At 30.6% G+C, this 17,503-nt stretch carries 18 protein-coding genes; 12 read left to right on the top strand and 6 right to left on the bottom strand.

Translation table 11 applies throughout. The features are described 5' to 3' along the window. The first annotated feature begins 58 nt into the window (after positions 1 to 58). The 3 genes from CLTEP_RS10025 to CLTEP_RS10015 all read left to right on the top strand — a co-directional run bounded on the left by CLTEP_RS10025 (position 59) and on the right by CLTEP_RS10015 (position 3,614). Positions 59 to 1,978, top strand: coding sequence for a BMP family ABC transporter substrate-binding protein (locus CLTEP_RS10025; protein ID WP_084364859.1), 1,920 nt, complete (start codon positions 59 to 61; stop codon positions 1,976 to 1,978). Positions 1,979 to 2,435: 457 nt separating this feature from the next. Next, positions 2,436 to 3,059 (top strand): metallophosphoesterase family protein, encoded by a 624-nt coding sequence (locus tag CLTEP_RS10020; protein ID WP_066826355.1) that lies wholly within the window; start codon positions 2,436 to 2,438, stop codon positions 3,057 to 3,059. Between the two features lie 69 nt (positions 3,060 to 3,128). Next, positions 3,129 to 3,614, top strand: a complete 486-nt coding sequence (locus CLTEP_RS10015) for an LURP-one-related/scramblase family protein (RefSeq protein ID WP_066826383.1) — start codon at positions 3,129 to 3,131, stop codon at positions 3,612 to 3,614. A gap of 92 nt (positions 3,615 to 3,706) precedes the next feature. Here CLTEP_RS10015 and CLTEP_RS10010 read toward each other — a convergent pair whose 3' ends face one another. The 4 genes from CLTEP_RS10010 to CLTEP_RS09995 form a co-directional block, all read right to left on the bottom strand. Next, positions 3,707 to 4,870 (bottom strand): FprA family A-type flavoprotein, encoded by a 1,164-nt coding sequence (locus tag CLTEP_RS10010; protein ID WP_066826352.1) that lies wholly within the window; start codon positions 4,868 to 4,870, stop codon positions 3,707 to 3,709. 108 nt (positions 4,871 to 4,978) lie between these two features. Further along, positions 4,979 to 5,140 (bottom strand): rubredoxin, encoded by a 162-nt coding sequence (gene rd / locus CLTEP_RS10005; RefSeq protein WP_066826349.1) that lies wholly within the window; start codon positions 5,138 to 5,140, stop codon positions 4,979 to 4,981. A 217-nt stretch (positions 5,141 to 5,357) separates the two neighbouring features. Continuing rightward, positions 5,358 to 5,933, bottom strand: coding sequence for a rubrerythrin (gene rbr / locus CLTEP_RS10000; protein ID WP_066826347.1), 576 nt, complete (start codon positions 5,931 to 5,933; stop codon positions 5,358 to 5,360). Positions 5,934 to 6,133: 200 nt separating this feature from the next. Then, positions 6,134 to 6,520, bottom strand: coding sequence for a desulfoferrodoxin (locus CLTEP_RS09995; RefSeq protein ID WP_066826344.1), 387 nt, complete (start codon positions 6,518 to 6,520; stop codon positions 6,134 to 6,136). Between the two features lie 264 nt (positions 6,521 to 6,784). Here CLTEP_RS09995 and CLTEP_RS09990 point away from each other — a divergent pair, with 264 nt between their 5' ends. The 4 genes from CLTEP_RS09990 to CLTEP_RS09975 all read left to right on the top strand — a co-directional run bounded on the left by CLTEP_RS09990 (position 6,785) and on the right by CLTEP_RS09975 (position 10,143). After that, positions 6,785 to 7,342, top strand: coding sequence for an MraY family glycosyltransferase (locus CLTEP_RS09990; protein ID WP_242863912.1), 558 nt, complete (start codon positions 6,785 to 6,787; stop codon positions 7,340 to 7,342). Between the two features lie 453 nt (positions 7,343 to 7,795). After that, positions 7,796 to 8,833 (top strand): N-acetyl-gamma-glutamyl-phosphate reductase, encoded by a 1,038-nt coding sequence (gene argC / locus CLTEP_RS09985; protein WP_066826337.1) that lies wholly within the window; start codon positions 7,796 to 7,798, stop codon positions 8,831 to 8,833. A 68-nt stretch (positions 8,834 to 8,901) separates the two neighbouring features. Beyond that, a complete protein-coding gene (locus CLTEP_RS09980) occupies positions 8,902 to 9,687 on the top strand; it encodes a hypothetical protein (RefSeq protein ID WP_153016318.1) in 786 nt (261 codons plus the stop codon). Positions 9,688 to 9,780: 93 nt separating this feature from the next. After that, on the top strand, positions 9,781 to 10,143 hold the full coding sequence (locus CLTEP_RS09975) for a hypothetical protein (protein ID WP_066826332.1): 363 nt from the start codon (positions 9,781 to 9,783) through the stop codon (positions 10,141 to 10,143). Positions 10,144 to 10,249: 106 nt separating this feature from the next. Here CLTEP_RS09975 and CLTEP_RS09970 read toward each other — a convergent pair whose 3' ends face one another. After that, entirely contained in the window at positions 10,250 to 10,804 is a 555-nt protein-coding gene (locus CLTEP_RS09970; protein WP_066826329.1) for a hypothetical protein, read from the bottom strand. A gap of 356 nt (positions 10,805 to 11,160) precedes the next feature. Here CLTEP_RS09970 and CLTEP_RS15185 point away from each other — a divergent pair, with 356 nt between their 5' ends. From CLTEP_RS15185 to CLTEP_RS09955, 3 genes are all read left to right on the top strand, one after another. Continuing rightward, positions 11,161 to 12,039 carry a collagen-like triple helix repeat-containing protein gene (locus CLTEP_RS15185; protein ID WP_066826326.1) on the top strand — a complete coding sequence of 293 codons (879 nt, stop codon included), beginning with the start codon at positions 11,161 to 11,163 and terminating at the stop codon, positions 12,037 to 12,039. Positions 12,040 to 12,100: 61 nt separating this feature from the next. Beyond that, on the top strand, positions 12,101 to 12,679 hold the full coding sequence (locus tag CLTEP_RS09960) for a transposase (RefSeq protein ID WP_066826323.1): 579 nt from the start codon (positions 12,101 to 12,103) through the stop codon (positions 12,677 to 12,679). Positions 12,680 to 13,184: 505 nt separating this feature from the next. Beyond that, complete coding sequence (locus tag CLTEP_RS09955; protein WP_066826321.1) at positions 13,185 to 13,508, top strand: thioredoxin family protein; 324 nt, start codon at positions 13,185 to 13,187, stop codon at positions 13,506 to 13,508. 200 nt (positions 13,509 to 13,708) lie between these two features. Here CLTEP_RS09955 and msrA read toward each other — a convergent pair whose 3' ends face one another. Beyond that, positions 13,709 to 14,308: a peptide-methionine (S)-S-oxide reductase MsrA gene (gene msrA / locus CLTEP_RS09950; RefSeq protein WP_242863907.1), complete on the bottom strand. Its 600-nt coding sequence runs from the start codon at positions 14,306 to 14,308 to the stop codon at positions 13,709 to 13,711. 611 nt (positions 14,309 to 14,919) lie between these two features. On the opposite strand from msrA, the gene CLTEP_RS09945 reads away from it, so the two are divergent. Further along, positions 14,920 to 15,813 (top strand): LysR family transcriptional regulator, encoded by an 894-nt coding sequence (locus tag CLTEP_RS09945; RefSeq protein ID WP_066826316.1) that lies wholly within the window; start codon positions 14,920 to 14,922, stop codon positions 15,811 to 15,813. Positions 15,814 to 16,134: 321 nt separating this feature from the next. Then, the gene (locus tag CLTEP_RS09940; RefSeq protein ID WP_066826313.1) at positions 16,135 to 17,364 is read left to right on the top strand and encodes a YeiH family protein; all 1,230 of its coding nucleotides are present in this window, start codon (positions 16,135 to 16,137) and stop codon (positions 17,362 to 17,364) included. The last annotated feature ends 139 nt before the right edge of the window (positions 17,365 to 17,503 follow it).

Genomic DNA, 17,503 nt, shown 5'->3' with positions numbered 1-17,503 from the left:
ACATTGAGCATAACCTTGGATATAATATTGAATATGTAGGAAAGGAGGGACTTGCTTAATGCACGATATGTTAGGAAAAGTAGGAGATGAGTATGAAAAAGCCAATAAGCTTGCTAAAATAAAATTTCATGAAGATAAAGTTAATGGATTATCGGGGAACATTCCTTCTTTGGACAAAATTTTGAATGATATAGATATTGTCGCAGTTATACCTCTTGGAATTAAAACGGTGCCTCTTAAAAAGATAGTTGGAACTTATTTTTACACAAGGGGTAGAGACTTTGCTAGCAATTTTTTGCCGCTTGCAGATGTAAATAGTGAGTTTGCTGTAAAATGGGAAGCGGTGTATAAGCATCAGTTAAATGATGGTATACATGATCCCGTTAAAGTATATGAATATATGAATTATTTCTATGTTATGGAGGGTAATAAGAGGGTAAGTGTTCTGAAATATTTCAATGCTTACGAAATCGAATGTGATATTACAAGGCTAGTTCCTAAAAAAGATGAAAGTGATATAAATAACAAAATTTATTATCAATTTTTGGAGTTTAATAATAAAACGGGAATAGATTCTATTTGGCTATCACATGAAAATGATTTCATAGAACTTGAAAAGTATCTAGATGAGTATGAGCCGATTTTAGATGAATACGCAGATAAATATACGCATTTTATGAAAAATGTTTATTTGCCTTTTAGAAGTACTTTTTATGAACTTGGTGGATATAAATTAAATATGACAACGGGAGATGCATTCTTGAATTATGCAAGAATTTATGGAATTCCCAATAAATTTAGGATTCCTGAAAGGACGGTGAGGTTAAAAAAACTTTTATCAGAACTTGAGATGATATCAAAAGGAAACAATGCTGATATTCAGACTAAGCCATTTGCAGTTCAGAAGAAAAATGTTATAACTTCAATTGCAAGTTTGGTTAGTCCACATAAAAAGTTAAAAGTAGCTTTTGCTTTAGAAAAAACCATTCAAACCTCTGGATGGAGCTATGTTCACAATAAAGGAAGGTTGGCTGCAGAAAAAGCACTTGAAGGGCATATCGAAACATTTGCGATTGAAAATGTTCCACCTTCAGGAATAAAAGCTTACAAGAAAATGAGAAAAATAGCTCAGGAGGGTTATGATATTATTTTCACTACTTGTCCTACACTTCTGAATGTAAGCTTAAGAGCAGCATTGAAATATGAAAATATTAAATTTTTTAATTGTTCACCAGTTAAGGCGTACAGGAATGTAAGCACTTATTTTGCTCGTACACATGAACCAAGATTTTTACTCGGTTTGATTGCGGGTTCACTTACTAAATCTAATGTGATTGGGTATATAGACATATATATGCCTACAGAAATTGTAACTGGAATAAATGCATTTGCATTAGGAGTAAAGACGGTTAATCCTCATGCGGTTGTTAATGTTTCATGGTTGAATGAAATAGGTGATATAGAGCATTCAAGGACTTTGATTAAGAGTTTATATGAATCGGGAGCAGATTTAATTATGCAAAATGATTTAACTGCTTTTGGCAATCATGCTAGGGATTATGGACTTTATTCTATTAAGTATGATAAAGAAAATGATATTGTGTTGCCTAATATTAATTATGCTTCTATAATTTGGAACTGGGGAAACTTTTATACAAAAGTACTTCAAAATATTTCAAATGGAAATTGGAAGGGGATTTTTAGTACGAGAACGAAAAGAGTTAGCTTTTGGTGGGGAATGGATTCTGGTATGATAGATATTAAATATTTAAAGGAAAATGTTCCAATTCAGACTCAAAAGCTTGTAGATTTTATGAGACAAATGATAATTGAAAACAGATTTCATGCATTCGTTGGACCAGTATATGATCAGGAAGGTAATTGCAGGATTCACGAAGGTGACATTGCAAATTATGAAGATATGTTGTACATGGATTGGTTTGTTGATAACATTAATGGCAAAATACGTGATATATAAAATCTTTATTTGTACAGGTTTTAATCGTTTGTCGATAACATGTAACATAAATGTTACATAAATGAGTAAATTTCAATCCATTAAATGTAAAATAACATTTTAGTACGATTTTCAAGCATAATCTAGTACAGTAAAACGGTAAAATTCAGTATTGCAAATGGACTTGTCAAGTTATTTGTAAGTTATTGTAATGATTTTTGCTCATTTAAAGCACATAATATAAATATTACAATATATGGCATAAACAATTAAAGAAGCAAAGAAAAGACGTGCTTTGCCGATAACATGTAACATAAATGCTACAATACTTAACACTTAAGATATTGCCAAAGAAAGTATTATCATAAGAGAACGTATTATAATCAAAGAACGTATTATCGGAAGGAAACATATTATCGTAAAGAACGTATTATTATGAAGAAACATATTATCATATAGAATAAAGGATGGATTTAGAGTGGGGAAAATATTACTTGTGTCGGATAAAGAAGATAAGTACATTTGGGATTATTTTGATAAGGAACGTTTCAAAGATATTGATTTCATTATTTCGTGTGGTGATTTAAAGGCTTCATATCTTGAATTTTTAGTAACTATGTTGAATGTGCCACTATTTTATGTTCATGGAAACCATGATGGCAATTATGAACAAAAACCTCCTCAGGGATGTATTTGCATAGATAATAAACTCACAAAATATAAAGGAATTCGTATTCTTGGTTTTGGAGGATGCAATGAGTATAGAGGGGGGGCGTTTCAATATACACAGAAGGATATGAAAAAGCAGGTATCAAAGATGAAACGCAAAATTTGGCTAAATAAAGGATTTGATATACTTGTTACACATGCACCTGCTAAGGGGCTTGGAGATGGAGAAGATTTATGCCATATTGGATTTGAGGCATATAATGAATTGCTAGACAAATATGCACCGAAATACTTTTTTCATGGTCATCAGCATCTGAATTACAACAGAGAAAAAAGAATAATACAATACAAGTCAACAACAATTGTAAATGCATACAAATACTATATTATAAACACCCCAGGGGTGCAAAAATTACCATATATAACAGATTGAACCTATAAGTGTGTTTGTATGTATATTTTGGCATATATGTTTGGTATACACAAAAAAGGAGGGGCTAATTTGAGATATCAAATAAGAGAAAAAATTTTTAGTTTTGGTGACGATTTTACTATTAAAGATGAATTTGGTAATGATGTATTTATTGTAAAGGGAAAAGTTTTTTCACTTGGGGATAAACTTGGAATATATGATATGAATGGAAGCGAAGTAGTTTATATTGAACAGAAGCTTTTCAAATTTTTGCCTGAATATAATATTTATTTGTATGATGAACATGCTGCACGTGTGAAAAAAGAGTTCACTTTTTTTAGACCGAGATTTAATATAGAGAGCAATATGGGAGACTATGTGATTGAAGGAGATGTATTTTCGTTAAACTTTGAGATATTAAAGAATGGTGTGCCTATTGCGATTGTGAGTAAGAAATTCTTTTCGTTTTCTGATACTTATGGTGTAGACATATCTGATAACGAGAATCATGCATTCATATTAGCTCTAGTAATCGTTATTGACCAAGTTTTACATGATAGCAACAATAACAGGTAATACCCCAGGGGTGCAAAATATGGAAAATAGCACCTCTGGAGTGTTACTTGAGGTGCTATTTTAGTACTCTATTTTAATGTTTTATTTTGATGCTATTTTACTTTTTCTAGCAAATCTGATTCGATTTTATTTAAGTCTTCTTCGCTAGGAATATAGCTAACTTTAATTTCATGGACAACGTCTAATTTTGCACTTTCCATGAAATTTTTAAGTTGGCCAATACTTTGACCGCCCCACCCATAAGAGCCAAAGACGATAGCTTTTCTTCCTTTAGGTGCAAGTCCTTTCATGTAAGTAAGAAATGCTGCAACAGTAGGAAGCATATTGTTGTTTAGAGTAGGTGAGCCTACACAAACATATTCAGATGTAATAAGCTCGGTCATAATATCTGATATGTGGTTAACTTGCAAGTTGCACATGACAGTCTTATAACCAGCAGATTTCAAAGAATTTGCAATTGAATATGCTATTTTTTTAGTTGAGCCCCACATTGTATCGTATACAATAACTGCTTTTTTATCAGTAGTATTTGATGACCATTTAACATATTCTTGTATTATTTTGTTAACATGACTTCTCCATATTATGCCATGGCTAGGTGCAATTATATCGATAGCATAATTTTTAATTTGCTCAAGTGCTTTTTGAACTTGACTTCCATAAGGAAGCACTATATTAGCATAATATTTTCTTGCTTCTTCTATTATTATATCGATTGCAAATTCATCATCAAACCTTTCTGCTGAAGCTATGTGCTGGCCAAATGCATCGTTTGAGAATATAATTTTTTCTTCCTCAATATAAGAAACCATGTTGTCAGGCCAATGAACCATAGGAGTTAGTACAAATTGAATATTTCTCTTACCAATATTAATAGTATCTCCTGAATTGACTACTTCAAAGTCCCAATCCTTTTTATAATGAGCTTTCAATCCTTTTATTCCATTAGGAGATGTGATTATTTTTGCGTTTTTGGCTATTTTCATTATTTCAGGAAGAGCACCTGAATGATCCATTTCAACATGATTAGAAACTATATAATCTATTTTTTCAGGATCTATAATCGATGATATTCTTTCTATCATTTCGCTTGCTAAATGAGCTTTAACAGTATCAATTAATGTTATTTTTTCATCTATTACTAAGTAGGCATTGTATGTTGAACCTCTTTGGGTAAGATATCCATGAAAATTTCTAAGATCCCAATCAATGGCACCAACCCAGTATATTCCTTTTTTTATTTCGACAGCTTTCATGTTTTTCTTCCTTTCTTGTTGTTATCTTTTATCAAGTTTATGAGACTCTCACTTTCGGAAGTGGGAGATTGAAGCATTTTGTTTCAACAAAACGGGATAACTTTTATCTTATTTTATTTTTTCAAAATTATCTTTACTAACACCACAAACAGGGCATACCCAATTATCTGGTATATTTTCAAATGGGGTACCAGGTGCTATGTTAGAATCAGGATCTCCTTTTTCTGGATCATAAATGTAACCGCAAACTTTACATACGTATTTATCCATATTATTTTCCTCCAATCTTATAATATTTGATTATTGCAATGTACTTATTAATATATTTTGTCCGTTCGTGCAAAAATTTGTTATTTGATTTGAGCAATGTACTAATGTACTTATGGACTCAATTCCCCATTTATAGAAGTGGAAGTATTGTAAAATAGATAAATATTACATTTTCACTTGCTGTATTAAAAAAGTAAATTAGAAAAGTATATGCATATTAATAATTTGTTTCTTTGATTTCGAAGTATGCTTGTGGATGCAGACAAGCTGGACACTTTTCTGGTGCTTCTGTGCCTTCATGAACATATCCACAATTTCTGCATTTCCAGAATACTTTTCCATCTTTTTTAAATACTGTGCCGTTTTTAATGTTGTCAATTAATTTGCGATATCTTTTTTCATGTTCGATTTCTACTTTTGCAATCATGGTAAATGCTTTTGCAATTTCGGGGAAACCTTCTTCTTCTGCAACTTTCGCAAATTCAGGATATAAAACAGTATGCTCTTCATTTTCACCTTCGGCAGCGGCTTCAAGATTTTCTATTGTTGTTCCGATTTTTCCTGATGGATACATTGCAGTAATTTCTACTCCGCCTCCTTCTAGGAATTTGAAAAATCTTTTAGCATGTTCTTTTTCGTTTTCTGCAGTTTCTATAAAAATAGCTTCTATTTGTTTATATCCTTCTTTTTTAGCTTGTGAGGCAAAATAAGTATAGCGGTTTCTAGCTTGTGATTCCCCAGCAAATGCTTTTAAAAGATTTTTTTCTGTTTCTGTTCCTTTTATACTTTTCAATTTTATTACCTCCAAAATTAAAATTTTAAGATTGAATTTATCTTTTTCAATTTTGAAAAAGATAAAATAGAATTACATACAAATACTGGCTTTATTACTTTGGTCTTGTGACTTGCTTTTGTACTAGCAGTGTATTAATAAATAGTACCCAAAATAGTACTAAAATTAAAATAGTACCAAAATTAATTTCAATATTAATATTAGCTTTCCCAATGACCGTGTATATTACAATACTCTCTTGCATAAACATTTTCATTTTCTTCTCGTTCAAGCATGAATTCAGCTTTAGGTTCATCTCCTGGGTAAAGGTATTTTCTGTATACACTATCTCCAACTATAAGTTCAATCCACTGAATGTAATGTTTTTCAAGCATAGGATGGAGAGTTTCTTTTCCTACAGAAACTCTGTAACCACCTTGTATTTTTTCAATGTATGGTACATGTTTCTCTACAGAATTTTCTGCAGTTTGCTCTTTTAGATAAGTCATTTTTTCACCACAGCAAAATAATGGTGCTTTTCCTTCAATGATTACTTCAACGATATTACCACATTTTTCACATTTGTAAATTCCTAATTTTTTAGCCATACATATACCTCCTTTCGGCATAAGTTAATACAGTTATATTTTACATTATATAGTTAAAATAAGCAAGAAGACGTTACCCCTGGGGTGAAAAATATGGTATAATATCCATATAGAGTTACGAAGGAGTGATGCGTATATTTATTTTTTATTTGAGTAGTTTGTTGAGTACAATTATATTAATGAAATATTTCATAGTATTTCTAAACGCTAGAAGAACATCAATGGAGACATATTATAAACGTAGATGCAGTAAATGCGAATGTGATGAGTATATTGGTTCCATTTATAGGGAAAACCATTAAATTGAATGTAGTATTATATGCAACATTGATGGTATTTTTGCTAGTTGCAACGACTAATAGCGTGAACATAACTGACGGATTGGATGGACTTATGTTGGGTATAGCGGTGATAGTATTAACATTTATAGCTGTTGTTGCATGGCAGAGCAGTGATAATGAAGTTTTATTTAGTACATTAACTATACAAGCAACTTGTCTAGGAGCTTTGGTATTTAATAAATATCCAGCTAAAATATTTATAGGTGATACTGGTTCGTTATTTTTAGGAGGAGCGATAGCTATATTCATGATAAAATTGAATATTCCTTTGTGGATAATAATAATACTTGGTATTTGCTTATGGGAAACATTAACAGTCATAATACAGTTGACATCAATAAAGCTTAGGGGTAAGAAGGTATTTAAAATAGCACCATATCATCATCATTTAGAAAAATGTGGTTGGAAAGAAACTAGAATAGTTTATATGTTTTGGTCAATTACTGTTATGTTTTGTTTGATTGGTTATGCGGCTTTGTAAAAGTTGTAGAATGCAAAGTTGTATAATATGTAGAATTCAAAGTTGTATAATGTGTATAATATAGAATATAGTTACATACAAAAAGATGTTTTGTGTTGTATTGTATTTTGTATTATAGAATTTTCGATATTTTTTTAGAAGAACGAGTTTGCTTTAGCAGAGTTTGCTGATGACAATTTTGTCAATTTTACAAGATTCCCACTTTTATAAGTGAGAGATTGAAGTACTTTGTTTCAGTTTGGGTAGAGGCTTCACTTGAAGTCATGATACTTGGATTTTGAAAAAATATATATCTGGTCCAGGTCCATATAGGTAGAGTTTTCAGTTGAAGTCATGATATTTTGCTTTAGCAAAATGAATTTGTTAGTGTTAATGAATTTGTTAGTGGTGATTTCCTAATATTGGTTCTGCATTTGGTGATGTAGTATAGATGTTAAAAAGGAGAAATTGATAATGGTGAATGTAGGAATACTAGGAGCGACAGGGTATACAGGTTTGGAATTAATAAGATTGCTTGAAAATCACAAAGAAGTTAAAATAAAAAAGATATTATCAAGGGCATACTGTGGTAGAAAATATAGCTATGTTTATAGAAACTTTGCAGGTTTTGAAGACAAGTATTGTGAAGATTTAGATTGGGATACTGTAGCTGATGGAGTAGATATATTATTTTCAGCTTTGCCTTATGGTGTATTGATGGAGAAGCTGACAGATAATATAATGAAAGATGTTAATATAATAGATGTAGGTGTGGATTATAGATTTATGAATAAAAAAGAATACAGTAAATATTATGGTAAAGAGCATAAGTCAATAGAATTAGCAGATAAATTTGTATATGGTCTTAGCGAATGGAATGAGGAAAATATAAAGAATTCTAGATATGTTGCTAATCCTGGGTGCTATGCATCTGTTGTACAAATTGCATTGTTGCCATTAATAAAGGAGGGATTAATAGAAGAAGATTTAATAGTTGATGGAAAATGCGGATTATCAGGAGGGGGGCGAAGTTTGACTGTTGGAACTCATTATGTAGAGGCAAATGAATCAATAAAGGCATATAGAATCAATAATCATCCTCATGCTCAGGAAATTAAAAAGGGAATTGAGTATTTTACAGGGAAAAGAGTAAATTTAACATTTACGCCACATCTGGTGCCAATGCAGAGGGGAATGTTGATAACGGCATATGCCCAACTAAAGCATAAGATAGAACATGAAAAAATAAGGGAAATGTATAATAAATACTATTATGATAAGAAATTTATACAAATATTAGATAAGGGAATTTATGTTGAAACTAAATGGGTTAAAAATTCTAATATGTGCCATATAAATTTTGAAATAAACGAAGAAACAAATAAACTTATAGTAGTAGCGGCAATAGATAATCTCATAAAGGGAGCTTCAGGACAAGCCATACAAAACATGAATATTATGTATGGATTTGAACAAAGTATGGGTTTAAACTGCATACCAATACCAATATAACACCCCCAGGGGTGCAAAAAATGGTAAAAATACATAAGAATAGATATGCGAGTTAGGAGGTACAAATGGTGTTATACAAGAATGATGAAGAAACAAGAGAAGAAGCAAGTATTGAGGAGAAAATTTCCATTAAAAGCCTTATAGAATTTATTTTTCATACATTGTTTAAGAGTTTAGGTATTCCTATCACAATAAAGAGTTTACTTAAGATTGCACTAGGTTATGATTTGATAGATTCTCATATGTTTACTAAAGTTATAATTTTATCAATAATAATTGGTATTGTTTATGTTGGAATTATCTTGATTTGCCCTCCAATAGGATATAATACTACTATTAGAAAGGTAGAAGTGTTGAGAGGAATCAATGATAATGATAGAGCTATAAAAACCATAAATAGGATATTAGAGAGAAAAAAATTATCCTGTGATCATGAAGCAGATTTAAGATATATATTGGCTTATATGTATGTGGTGAGGGATAATTTGGTTTTAGCAGAGAATGAGGTATATAAAGTGCTTAATTTACCTTTGGACAGGAAGAGTAGAATTAATATGTTTCTTAAAATTGGAACTTACATTTATGGAGCAATAGACATAGATAAGGCGATTAGTTACTTAAATGATGCTCTTAACAGTGGATACGATGTTCTCAAGAAAACTGATTTTTTTAGTAAAAAAGATAAACTTAGAGAGATTAATGTGATAATGCTTATTGATAAATATTTGTATGTTTATGGAGAAGAAAAGGCCAAGGAGATATTTGAAAAGCTTGTAGAAAATAGATGTTGCAAGAATTATAAATCAGTACGTGAAATGTTTGAAGACACCCCAGGGGTGCAAAATATGGTATAATTGTAATTGATAATCATAAGGGGGCGATTAATATGATAAAAAAATATGAAAGGATAAAACTAAAGGATAAAACTTATAGGTGTATTTTTATTGATGAGTTGCATTTTACTTAGTGGTTCTGCTCATGTTATGAGCGTAATTATGTTGCTGATGGGATGCGCTTTTGTTTACATTACACTATTTTTGAAATCAAGTGCTTACTATAATCAGTTCTTTATAATTGAAGAATTTATTGCTGGATTTTTGATTGTATTTAACTTGGATAAAGTTTTAATACTATCAAATCAGCAGATTTTTAAGCTTCTTAATATGTTGAACACTAAATTAATGTATATTTTACGATATGTAATTATAATTATGATAATAGCAGGCTGTGTAACTATAATTAAGGGACTTATTGATGAAAGGAAAATTATCATGAACAAGCATGAAAATAATGTTAGTAAGCATGAATAAATAAGTGTTGAATGTGAATATAAGTAAATTCGAGTTATACAAAAAAGAAGTTGCCGTATTAATAAATTTACAATATGTTAATGCGACAGCTTCTTTTGTATAAAAGCTATCTTTGGGGTGTTGGTGAGGGAGGGCTTGGTGATGCTCCTATATTGAAAGGATAGTAAAATGAAAAAAGCCAGTTATAATACAGGTCACCATGTTCGCTTGTACATCCATAGTCAATTAAAACGTTTTTGTGATCTAGTTCTCCCCAGGAACTTGTTGAAATAATATCTTCATAGAATAACATAAAATCTCTTGTAAGTGTTTTGAGATCATAAAGGGCAGATTTTTCTGACCTGATTTTTTTTATATCTATATATTCATCCTTTACGGTTTTGGTAAGAGGACGTGCTTTCTTCATGATGATAAGTTTTGGTGTAAAACACAAGATTGGGCATAAATATTTTAAGTATTTATGGTTGGCCTTACTAAATACATAATATTCAACGCTATTTTGGTAATAACCTTCTTGCCCTTTTGCAAGTTTGAGTACCAGTCCATTTTTTAAATCATAGACTTTTCTACTTATTCCTTCTCCTAATAATTTATATTTCTTCTCTATTTCTTTGTTTGTTAATGAATATAAATAGCTATAGTAGGAATTGCTATTATTCAATAGAAACCACTTCCATAAATGTAATATTATATATTACATTTATGTATAGTTATTTTGGTATGTTACAAAATTAGTTATATTAGTTTGCAGCTAGGCTTGAGTTTATCATATTTCAATACTTCTGCATGCTATAAAATTAGTTATATTAGTTTGTGGCTTAGAATTTCTGAAACTATGTAATTTTTTAAGTAAAGATATAGTATTGAAGTTTGATAAGGCATATGAAGGAAAATAACAAGTCAAAGATGCTCATATTTTTCCATATTTGCTGATTTTATAAAGTTACAAACATAGATAAACATACATAGTATGTATTGAGCAGCAATTTTATGAGGAAAGGTGATGAATAGAAAATTATGAGTGATTGCAATAAAATAAATTGTGATGATGATTATGATGAATATATTATCCTAAATTTAGAAGATATTCTTAATTCAGATTCAAGTCAGTGCTGTAATTCTCAATGTTGCGTACGTATACCAGGGCCACCTGGTCCACAGGGAGAACCAGGACCACAAGGACCACAGGGAGAACCAGGTTCACAAGGACCGCAAGGAGAACCAGGACCACAGGGACCACAGGGAGAACCGGGTCCAGCAGGCCCACAAGGAGAGCCAGGACCACAAGGACCACAAGGAGAGCCAGGACCGCAAGGACCAGCAGGACCACAAGGAGAGCCAGGACCCCAAGGTCCACAGGGAGAACCGGGACCACCGGGTAGTAATTTGTGTGAGTGTTGTTTTGAACCAATGAAAGATTTGCTTGAGAAGATATTAGAGTTAGAACCTCAAGTGGATATCACAAAGATTATAATAGAAAGTAATGGAATAGATAGCCAAAGGGATAGTATTGAAAGTATAACTTTTAACGGTATGGTTAAATTTGTTAAAACAGGATCTTCTTCTGTAAAGCCAAGAGTGATTCCTATTTGCAAAATTGTAGCGATAGAGATAGATGCTATTCTACGATTAAAACCAGCACCAGATCCTGACACAAGAAATGGTCAATGTGCTTGCTGTGTTAAACCTATAAGAGAATATTTAGAATCAATAAAGGAAACTTCTGTTGGCGAAAACGTTGACATTGAAACGCTTGGGAATGGTGGAAGCTTTGGACAAACAGGAGCAACAGTTGAAGACGTAGGTGATGGAATAGTAAGATTAACTGAAAGGAACGGAAAAACAATTTATATTTCTTTATGCAAAATAACTGCTATTGACACCCCAGGGGTGTAAAAACTGGTAAAGTTGGCAATAATCAAAATATAAAAATTCATAAGGTTAGGGAGGTTTGATTATGCCAACTGTTAGAAGAATATGGTATCCAGGGGCAATCTATCATATAACAGTTAGAGGAAATCACAAAGAGAATATTTTCAGAGAGGAAAAGGATTTCAAGAAATATTTGCAGTTGATAGAAGAAGCGTTGGAATATTATAGAGATGATGAATATGAGATAATTTGTTATTGTCTGATGGATAATCATGTTCATATATTGATTGAAGCTAAAAATGAACCACCAGGATACTTCATTGGTAGAGTGAATAGCTTATATGCAAAATATTTTAACAAAAAGTATGATTGTGTTGGACACTTGTTTCAGGGAAGATACCATTGTAAAATTATAAAAAATAATTTGCAAATGATAGAGGTAAGCAGATATATTCATTTGAATCCGGTAAGAGCCAATATGGTTGATAAACCAGAAGATTATAAGTGGAGTAGCTATAATATGTATATTGGTAAAGAAGAAGAAAAGATAATAAATCCTGAAAAGATTCTTCAACATTTTAAGTGGAGTATTGATGAGGATAGTGAGAGAAACTTCTATAAAGAATTTGTGGAAAGTACCCCAGGGGTGCAAAATTTGGTATAGAATACAGAAAATTTTGCAAAGTTGCTATTTTGTTAGTAACTTTGCAGTTTTTATCACTACAAGAGGGTTAATTTTATAAATGTGAGATTGAAGTTCTTATTTTACCAAAACGAGTTAATCATAGTTTTATTTTATTGAATATTTTGTTTCAACAAATTTGATTTTGCCGCCGAAAATGAGTTCATCCATATTTTTATTTTATTGCTTGAATATTGCGAGGCGAATACCTAGGTAGGGTAAATTTTGAACAGTATATTGAATTGATAATATACAAATGATAGAATTGAACTAACATATAGATGATAGAATCATATGGATGATAAAATTTATACTTATCAAGTTATAAAATTTGTATTTTGTCTAGAGAATTATACGTTTTAAAAACTTTTTAAGTATAGTATCGAATTAAGTTTTCAAACAAATTTTAGCATTTTGTAGTTGGTTCTGTTACTGGAAATATATTTAAAAATAATTACTAAAATATAGTGTACAAAGGAGAATAAGTATGAAACGTTTGTCTACATTTGAAGAGATTGATGAATTTATTAAAAGTAATGATTTTTCATTGCTGTATTTTGGATTGCCTAATTGTGATGTTTGTGATGCATTATTTCCTAAAGTTCAAACTATGCTTGAAGATTATCCAAATATAAAACTGGGAAGAGTCTACCTCAATGAAAATGCTGAATTGGGTGGCAAATTCTCTATTTTTACAGTTCCTGCAATTTTAGTTTATATTGAAGGAAAAGAAGCAATCAGAGAAGCAAGATTTATAAATATGGATTTATTGGAAAATAGTATCAAAAGATATTATGATATGTTTTATTAAGAATTATCCCTTGGGTATAAGCACACTACCCTAGGGATAATTTTTTACACTTGAGTGGTAATTTTTATCTAATATATTGCTTTATATTCCTCAGACTTGTAAAATTCAAGGTTGAAGAGGGTATAATTTTTATTTAATATATTGCTTTATATTGCCCCTAGAGTAACAATTCTAGAGTAGAAATTGGTAGCAGGTTGTGTCTATTCAAAAATACTATAATATTGATCGCCCCAATATTTTCGAATGAATTCATCTCTACCTGAAATACTTCTATCTTTTTTATATTCTACAGGTTGCTTTCTATAAAAATCTTGATGATATTCTTCAGTTAAATAAAAAGTTGTTGCAGGCAGAATTTTTGTAACTATAGGTTTAGGAAATCTACCTGATTCGTCTAGCATTTTTTTAGATTTCTTGGCTGCTTGTTTTTGGCTTTCAGATGTATAAAATATTGCAGTTCTATATGATTCACCTCTATCATGAAATTGTCCACCATTATCCATTGGGTCTATTTGCATCCAGTAAACATTAAGTAGTTTATCATAGCTAATTTTTGTTGGATCATAAGTGATTTTGATTGCTTCATAGTGTCTTGACTTTTGTGTTGGATCATAAGTGATTTTGATTGCTTCATAGTGTCTTGACTTTTGAGATTTAACATCAGCATATGTCGGGTTTTCAATGTGCCCACCAATGTATCCCGATTTTACTTCTATTATTCCATCAAGGATATCAAATGGAGAAACCATGCACCAAAAGCATCCTCCAGCGAAAATGGCATATTCATAATTGTTATTCAATATATTTTCCCGTTGCCAAAACCTTATAAAACTCTATAAAGCTTGTTTAATTCCCTGTTCAACCTATCCCATTTTGCCGAAGCTACTTTGGTTTGATATAATAGTCCGAGGGCTTAAATTCGGATACAACGAATCCTACATATACAAGTTTATTTTTAAGTGTAACTACTTATATTCACTAACATTTGCTTGGCTTTCGCTAACTACCATCCTCATGGTTCTACCCAATGGTTATATCACTTTCGCAATATACGGGATTCACAATAGTTAACTCTATTATATCACAAATTCAGCACTTGTATCCTTAACAATTTTTAGATAGTTTTATAGACTTTTATAATAATTCTACAACAGTCTACCTCCCTCCCTTCATGCAGAATATAGCATAAAGAATATATCACAAAGAATATTTTGCAATTAGCAAAATAATAGTTTTATTTTCTTTTATATATTTTAACATAAATAAATTTCATTATATTCATAATTTTATAAAAAATAGGCATGTTGCTAGAAATGCTGGAAGATATTTAACATTGCAATATGTTTGTATATAAACAAAAATGTTATAATAAACATAAACAAAAATCATCCAAGGAAAAGGGGATAACTCTATGATTGATTTTAAGATTACAACTTTTTTAACTGTCGCTAAAACAAAAAATTTTACAAGAACTGCGGATATTTTACATATAACACAACCAGCAGTATCACAGCATATAAAACTGCTAGAACATCATTACAATGTCAAACTTATATATAAAAATGGTAGACAAATGGAGCTGACTGAAGAGGGAAAATTGCTTTTTAATTACGCTCTAGAAATGGATAGATTAAGTAAAATGATGGAAAGCGATATTAAAAACAAGTCATCAATTATAAAAAAGTACTATATAGGTGCGACATTAACAATAGGTGGATATATTCTTCCTGAAATTATAGGTAAACATAAAAGTATTTATAAAAATATTGATATTATGCTTTACGTAGAAAATACAGAATCTATAATGGATAAATTATTTAATGGAAATATTAGTCTTGGATTGGTGGAAGGGCCATTTGACAGAAACAAAGTTAAATATACAAAATTAAAAGATGATGAGCTTGTCCTTGCAGTTTCTAAGAATCATCCATTTGCCCAAAAATGTTGTGTTACAATTGAGGATGTGCTTAAAGAAAGATTGATTTTAAGAGAAAAAGGATCAGGAACAAGAAAAATATTCGAGAATGCATTAATAAAAAATGGTTATTGTTTGGAAAATATGAATATTTATATGGAAATAGGTGATATTACGGCATTGATATCTTTAGTTGAATCAAATTTGGGATGTACAATTATTTCAAGAGAAGCCATCAGAAAATCGTTGATGTCAGGAAATTTAATTGAGATTCCCATTAAAGATTTTAAAATTTTACGTGAATTTAATTTCGTTTATTTGGAGCAGCATAATTTAGAATTTATAAATAACTTTATTGAATTTTGCAAGAAGAACTTGGAGTTATCATGAATTTTTTTGTCATAATATTTTCTTATAATTATATAATTTATTATAATTTTTGATTATGATGTATCGATGATATAATACCCTTAGAATTAACTTTAAATGAGCAAAAATCATTATAATAATTTACAAATGACTTGACAATTTAATTTGTAATACTGAATTTTACTGTTTTCCTGTACTAGATGATGCTTGAAAATTGCACTAAAATGTTATTTTTATTTAATGGATTAAAATTTGCTTATTTAATTTGCTCATTTAATTTATAGAAATTAAATTGATAGTGTAAATACTTTACACTATCATTAAATTACAGGGGGATTATATATGAGACTACACATGAAAAATTATAAAAAAATTATTCCAGGCGTTATTTTTGTATTAATTATTTCAATAATATCTATTTTGATTAATGATTCACTGAAAAGCTATATTAATCTTGAGGCATTAACAATTGCTATTATATTAGGAATTGCATACAATAATACCGTTGGCACTCAAGATGTGTTTAAAGGTGGAATTAAATTTTCACTTAAGAAGCTTCTTAAAGTAGGTATAGTTTTGTTAGGATTTAACTTGAACATAAAAGAAGTATTAAATCTTGGGCTTAAAATACTTGTTATGGTTTTAATTTATGTTCCTACTGCATTGATTTTATCATATGTTTTAGGTAAAATATTCAAAGTAGACAAAAAATTATCGACTTTAATAGGGGTTGGGTCGTGCATATGTGGTGCTTCTGCCATAGTTGCAATGACACCGTGTATAAATGCTTCAGATGATGATTCGGTTGTTGCGGTATCTATTGTGAGCTTTTTAGGTGCAATTGGTGTTTTAATATATTCTGCAGTTGCAGTAAGTGGATTAAATTTAACTCCAATTCAATATGGCATTTGGGCAGGCATCTCATTGCATGGAGTAGCACATGCTCTTGCAGCTGCATTTGCTCTTGGTAATGTGTCTGGACAGATTGGTACAATTGTTAAGATGACGAGAGTTATAATGCTTGTACCAGTGTCAATAATACTTGGGTTGATATTTGCAAGAGTAGATGACAAGCAGAGTCAAGATAGTATTGGCGTATATGATGAAAAGTATAAGTATAGTAAAAAATCTGATATAATAAAAGCAGGACGAGCAGACGAAATAGCAGCAGGACAAGCAATGAAAACAAGAAAATTAGGACAAATAAATCAGGCAAGCGAAGTAGGACAAGCAAAAAAAGTGGAAGTGGGACAGGCAGGACAGTCAAACGAGGCAAATAAACAAAACAGAGAAGGACAAGCTAGAAAAGAAAGAAAAGCGAAAAAAGCAAAGTTCCCAATGTATGTTATTTATTTTATTTTAGCAGGAATAATAAATTCATTGGGTATAATTCCAGCTTCAATAACAAGTTTATTTGTTCATGTGAGTTCAATACTTATATTAATGGCTATGACAGCGATGGGACTTTCTGTACATTTCAAAAGTATAGTAAATAAAGGCATAAAAGCAATGATTATTGGAACAATATTGTTTTCTATACTTTCAACTGGCAGTTTACTTGCTATAATATAAGTCACCCCCCCTGGGGCAATGTCATAAAGCTATGATTCAATATTTTTACAAAATGCACTTATTCTAGAATGCTATAGGAATTTAGATTTTCTTCGTAGAGTTATTTATACCGAAATAATGCAAATTATATTGAGCTTTT

Origin of the sequence: Clostridium tepidiprofundi DSM 19306, assembly GCF_001594005.1 — a bacterium.
GTDB lineage: Bacteria > Bacillota > Clostridia > Clostridiales > Clostridiaceae > Clostridium_AC > Clostridium_AC tepidiprofundi.
Note: the sequence above shows the minus strand (reverse complement) of the source record. Positions and strands in the feature narration are given on the sequence as shown.

What these genes read in the sequence shown, in the direction of transcription:
- CLTEP_RS09990 (WP_242863912.1), top strand. Translation starts at nt 6,785, where the DNA reads ATGAGTATATTGGTTCCATTTATAGGGAAAACCATTAAATTGAATGTA.
- argC (WP_066826337.1), top strand. Translation starts at nt 7,796, where the DNA reads ATGGTGAATGTAGGAATACTAGGAGCGACAGGGTATACAGGTTTGGAA.
- CLTEP_RS15185 (WP_066826326.1), top strand. Translation starts at nt 11,161, where the DNA reads ATGAGTGATTGCAATAAAATAAATTGTGATGATGATTATGATGAATAT.
- CLTEP_RS10010 (WP_066826352.1), bottom strand. Translation starts at nt 4,870, where the DNA reads ATGAAAGCTGTCGAAATAAAAAAAGGAATATACTGGGTTGGTGCCATT.
- CLTEP_RS09955 (WP_066826321.1), top strand. Translation starts at nt 13,185, where the DNA reads ATGAAACGTTTGTCTACATTTGAAGAGATTGATGAATTTATTAAAAGT.
- CLTEP_RS09995 (WP_066826344.1), bottom strand. Translation starts at nt 6,520, where the DNA reads ATGGCTAAAAAATTAGGAATTTACAAATGTGAAAAATGTGGTAATATC.
- CLTEP_RS09945 (WP_066826316.1), top strand. Translation starts at nt 14,920, where the DNA reads ATGATTGATTTTAAGATTACAACTTTTTTAACTGTCGCTAAAACAAAA.
- rd (WP_066826349.1), bottom strand. Translation starts at nt 5,140, where the DNA reads ATGGATAAATACGTATGTAAAGTTTGCGGTTACATTTATGATCCAGAA.
- CLTEP_RS09960 (WP_066826323.1), top strand. Translation starts at nt 12,101, where the DNA reads ATGCCAACTGTTAGAAGAATATGGTATCCAGGGGCAATCTATCATATA.
- CLTEP_RS09975 (WP_066826332.1), top strand. Translation starts at nt 9,781, where the DNA reads ATGAGTTGCATTTTACTTAGTGGTTCTGCTCATGTTATGAGCGTAATT.
- CLTEP_RS09940 (WP_066826313.1), top strand. Translation starts at nt 16,135, where the DNA reads ATGAGACTACACATGAAAAATTATAAAAAAATTATTCCAGGCGTTATT.
- CLTEP_RS10025 (WP_084364859.1), top strand. Translation starts at nt 59, where the DNA reads ATGCACGATATGTTAGGAAAAGTAGGAGATGAGTATGAAAAAGCCAAT.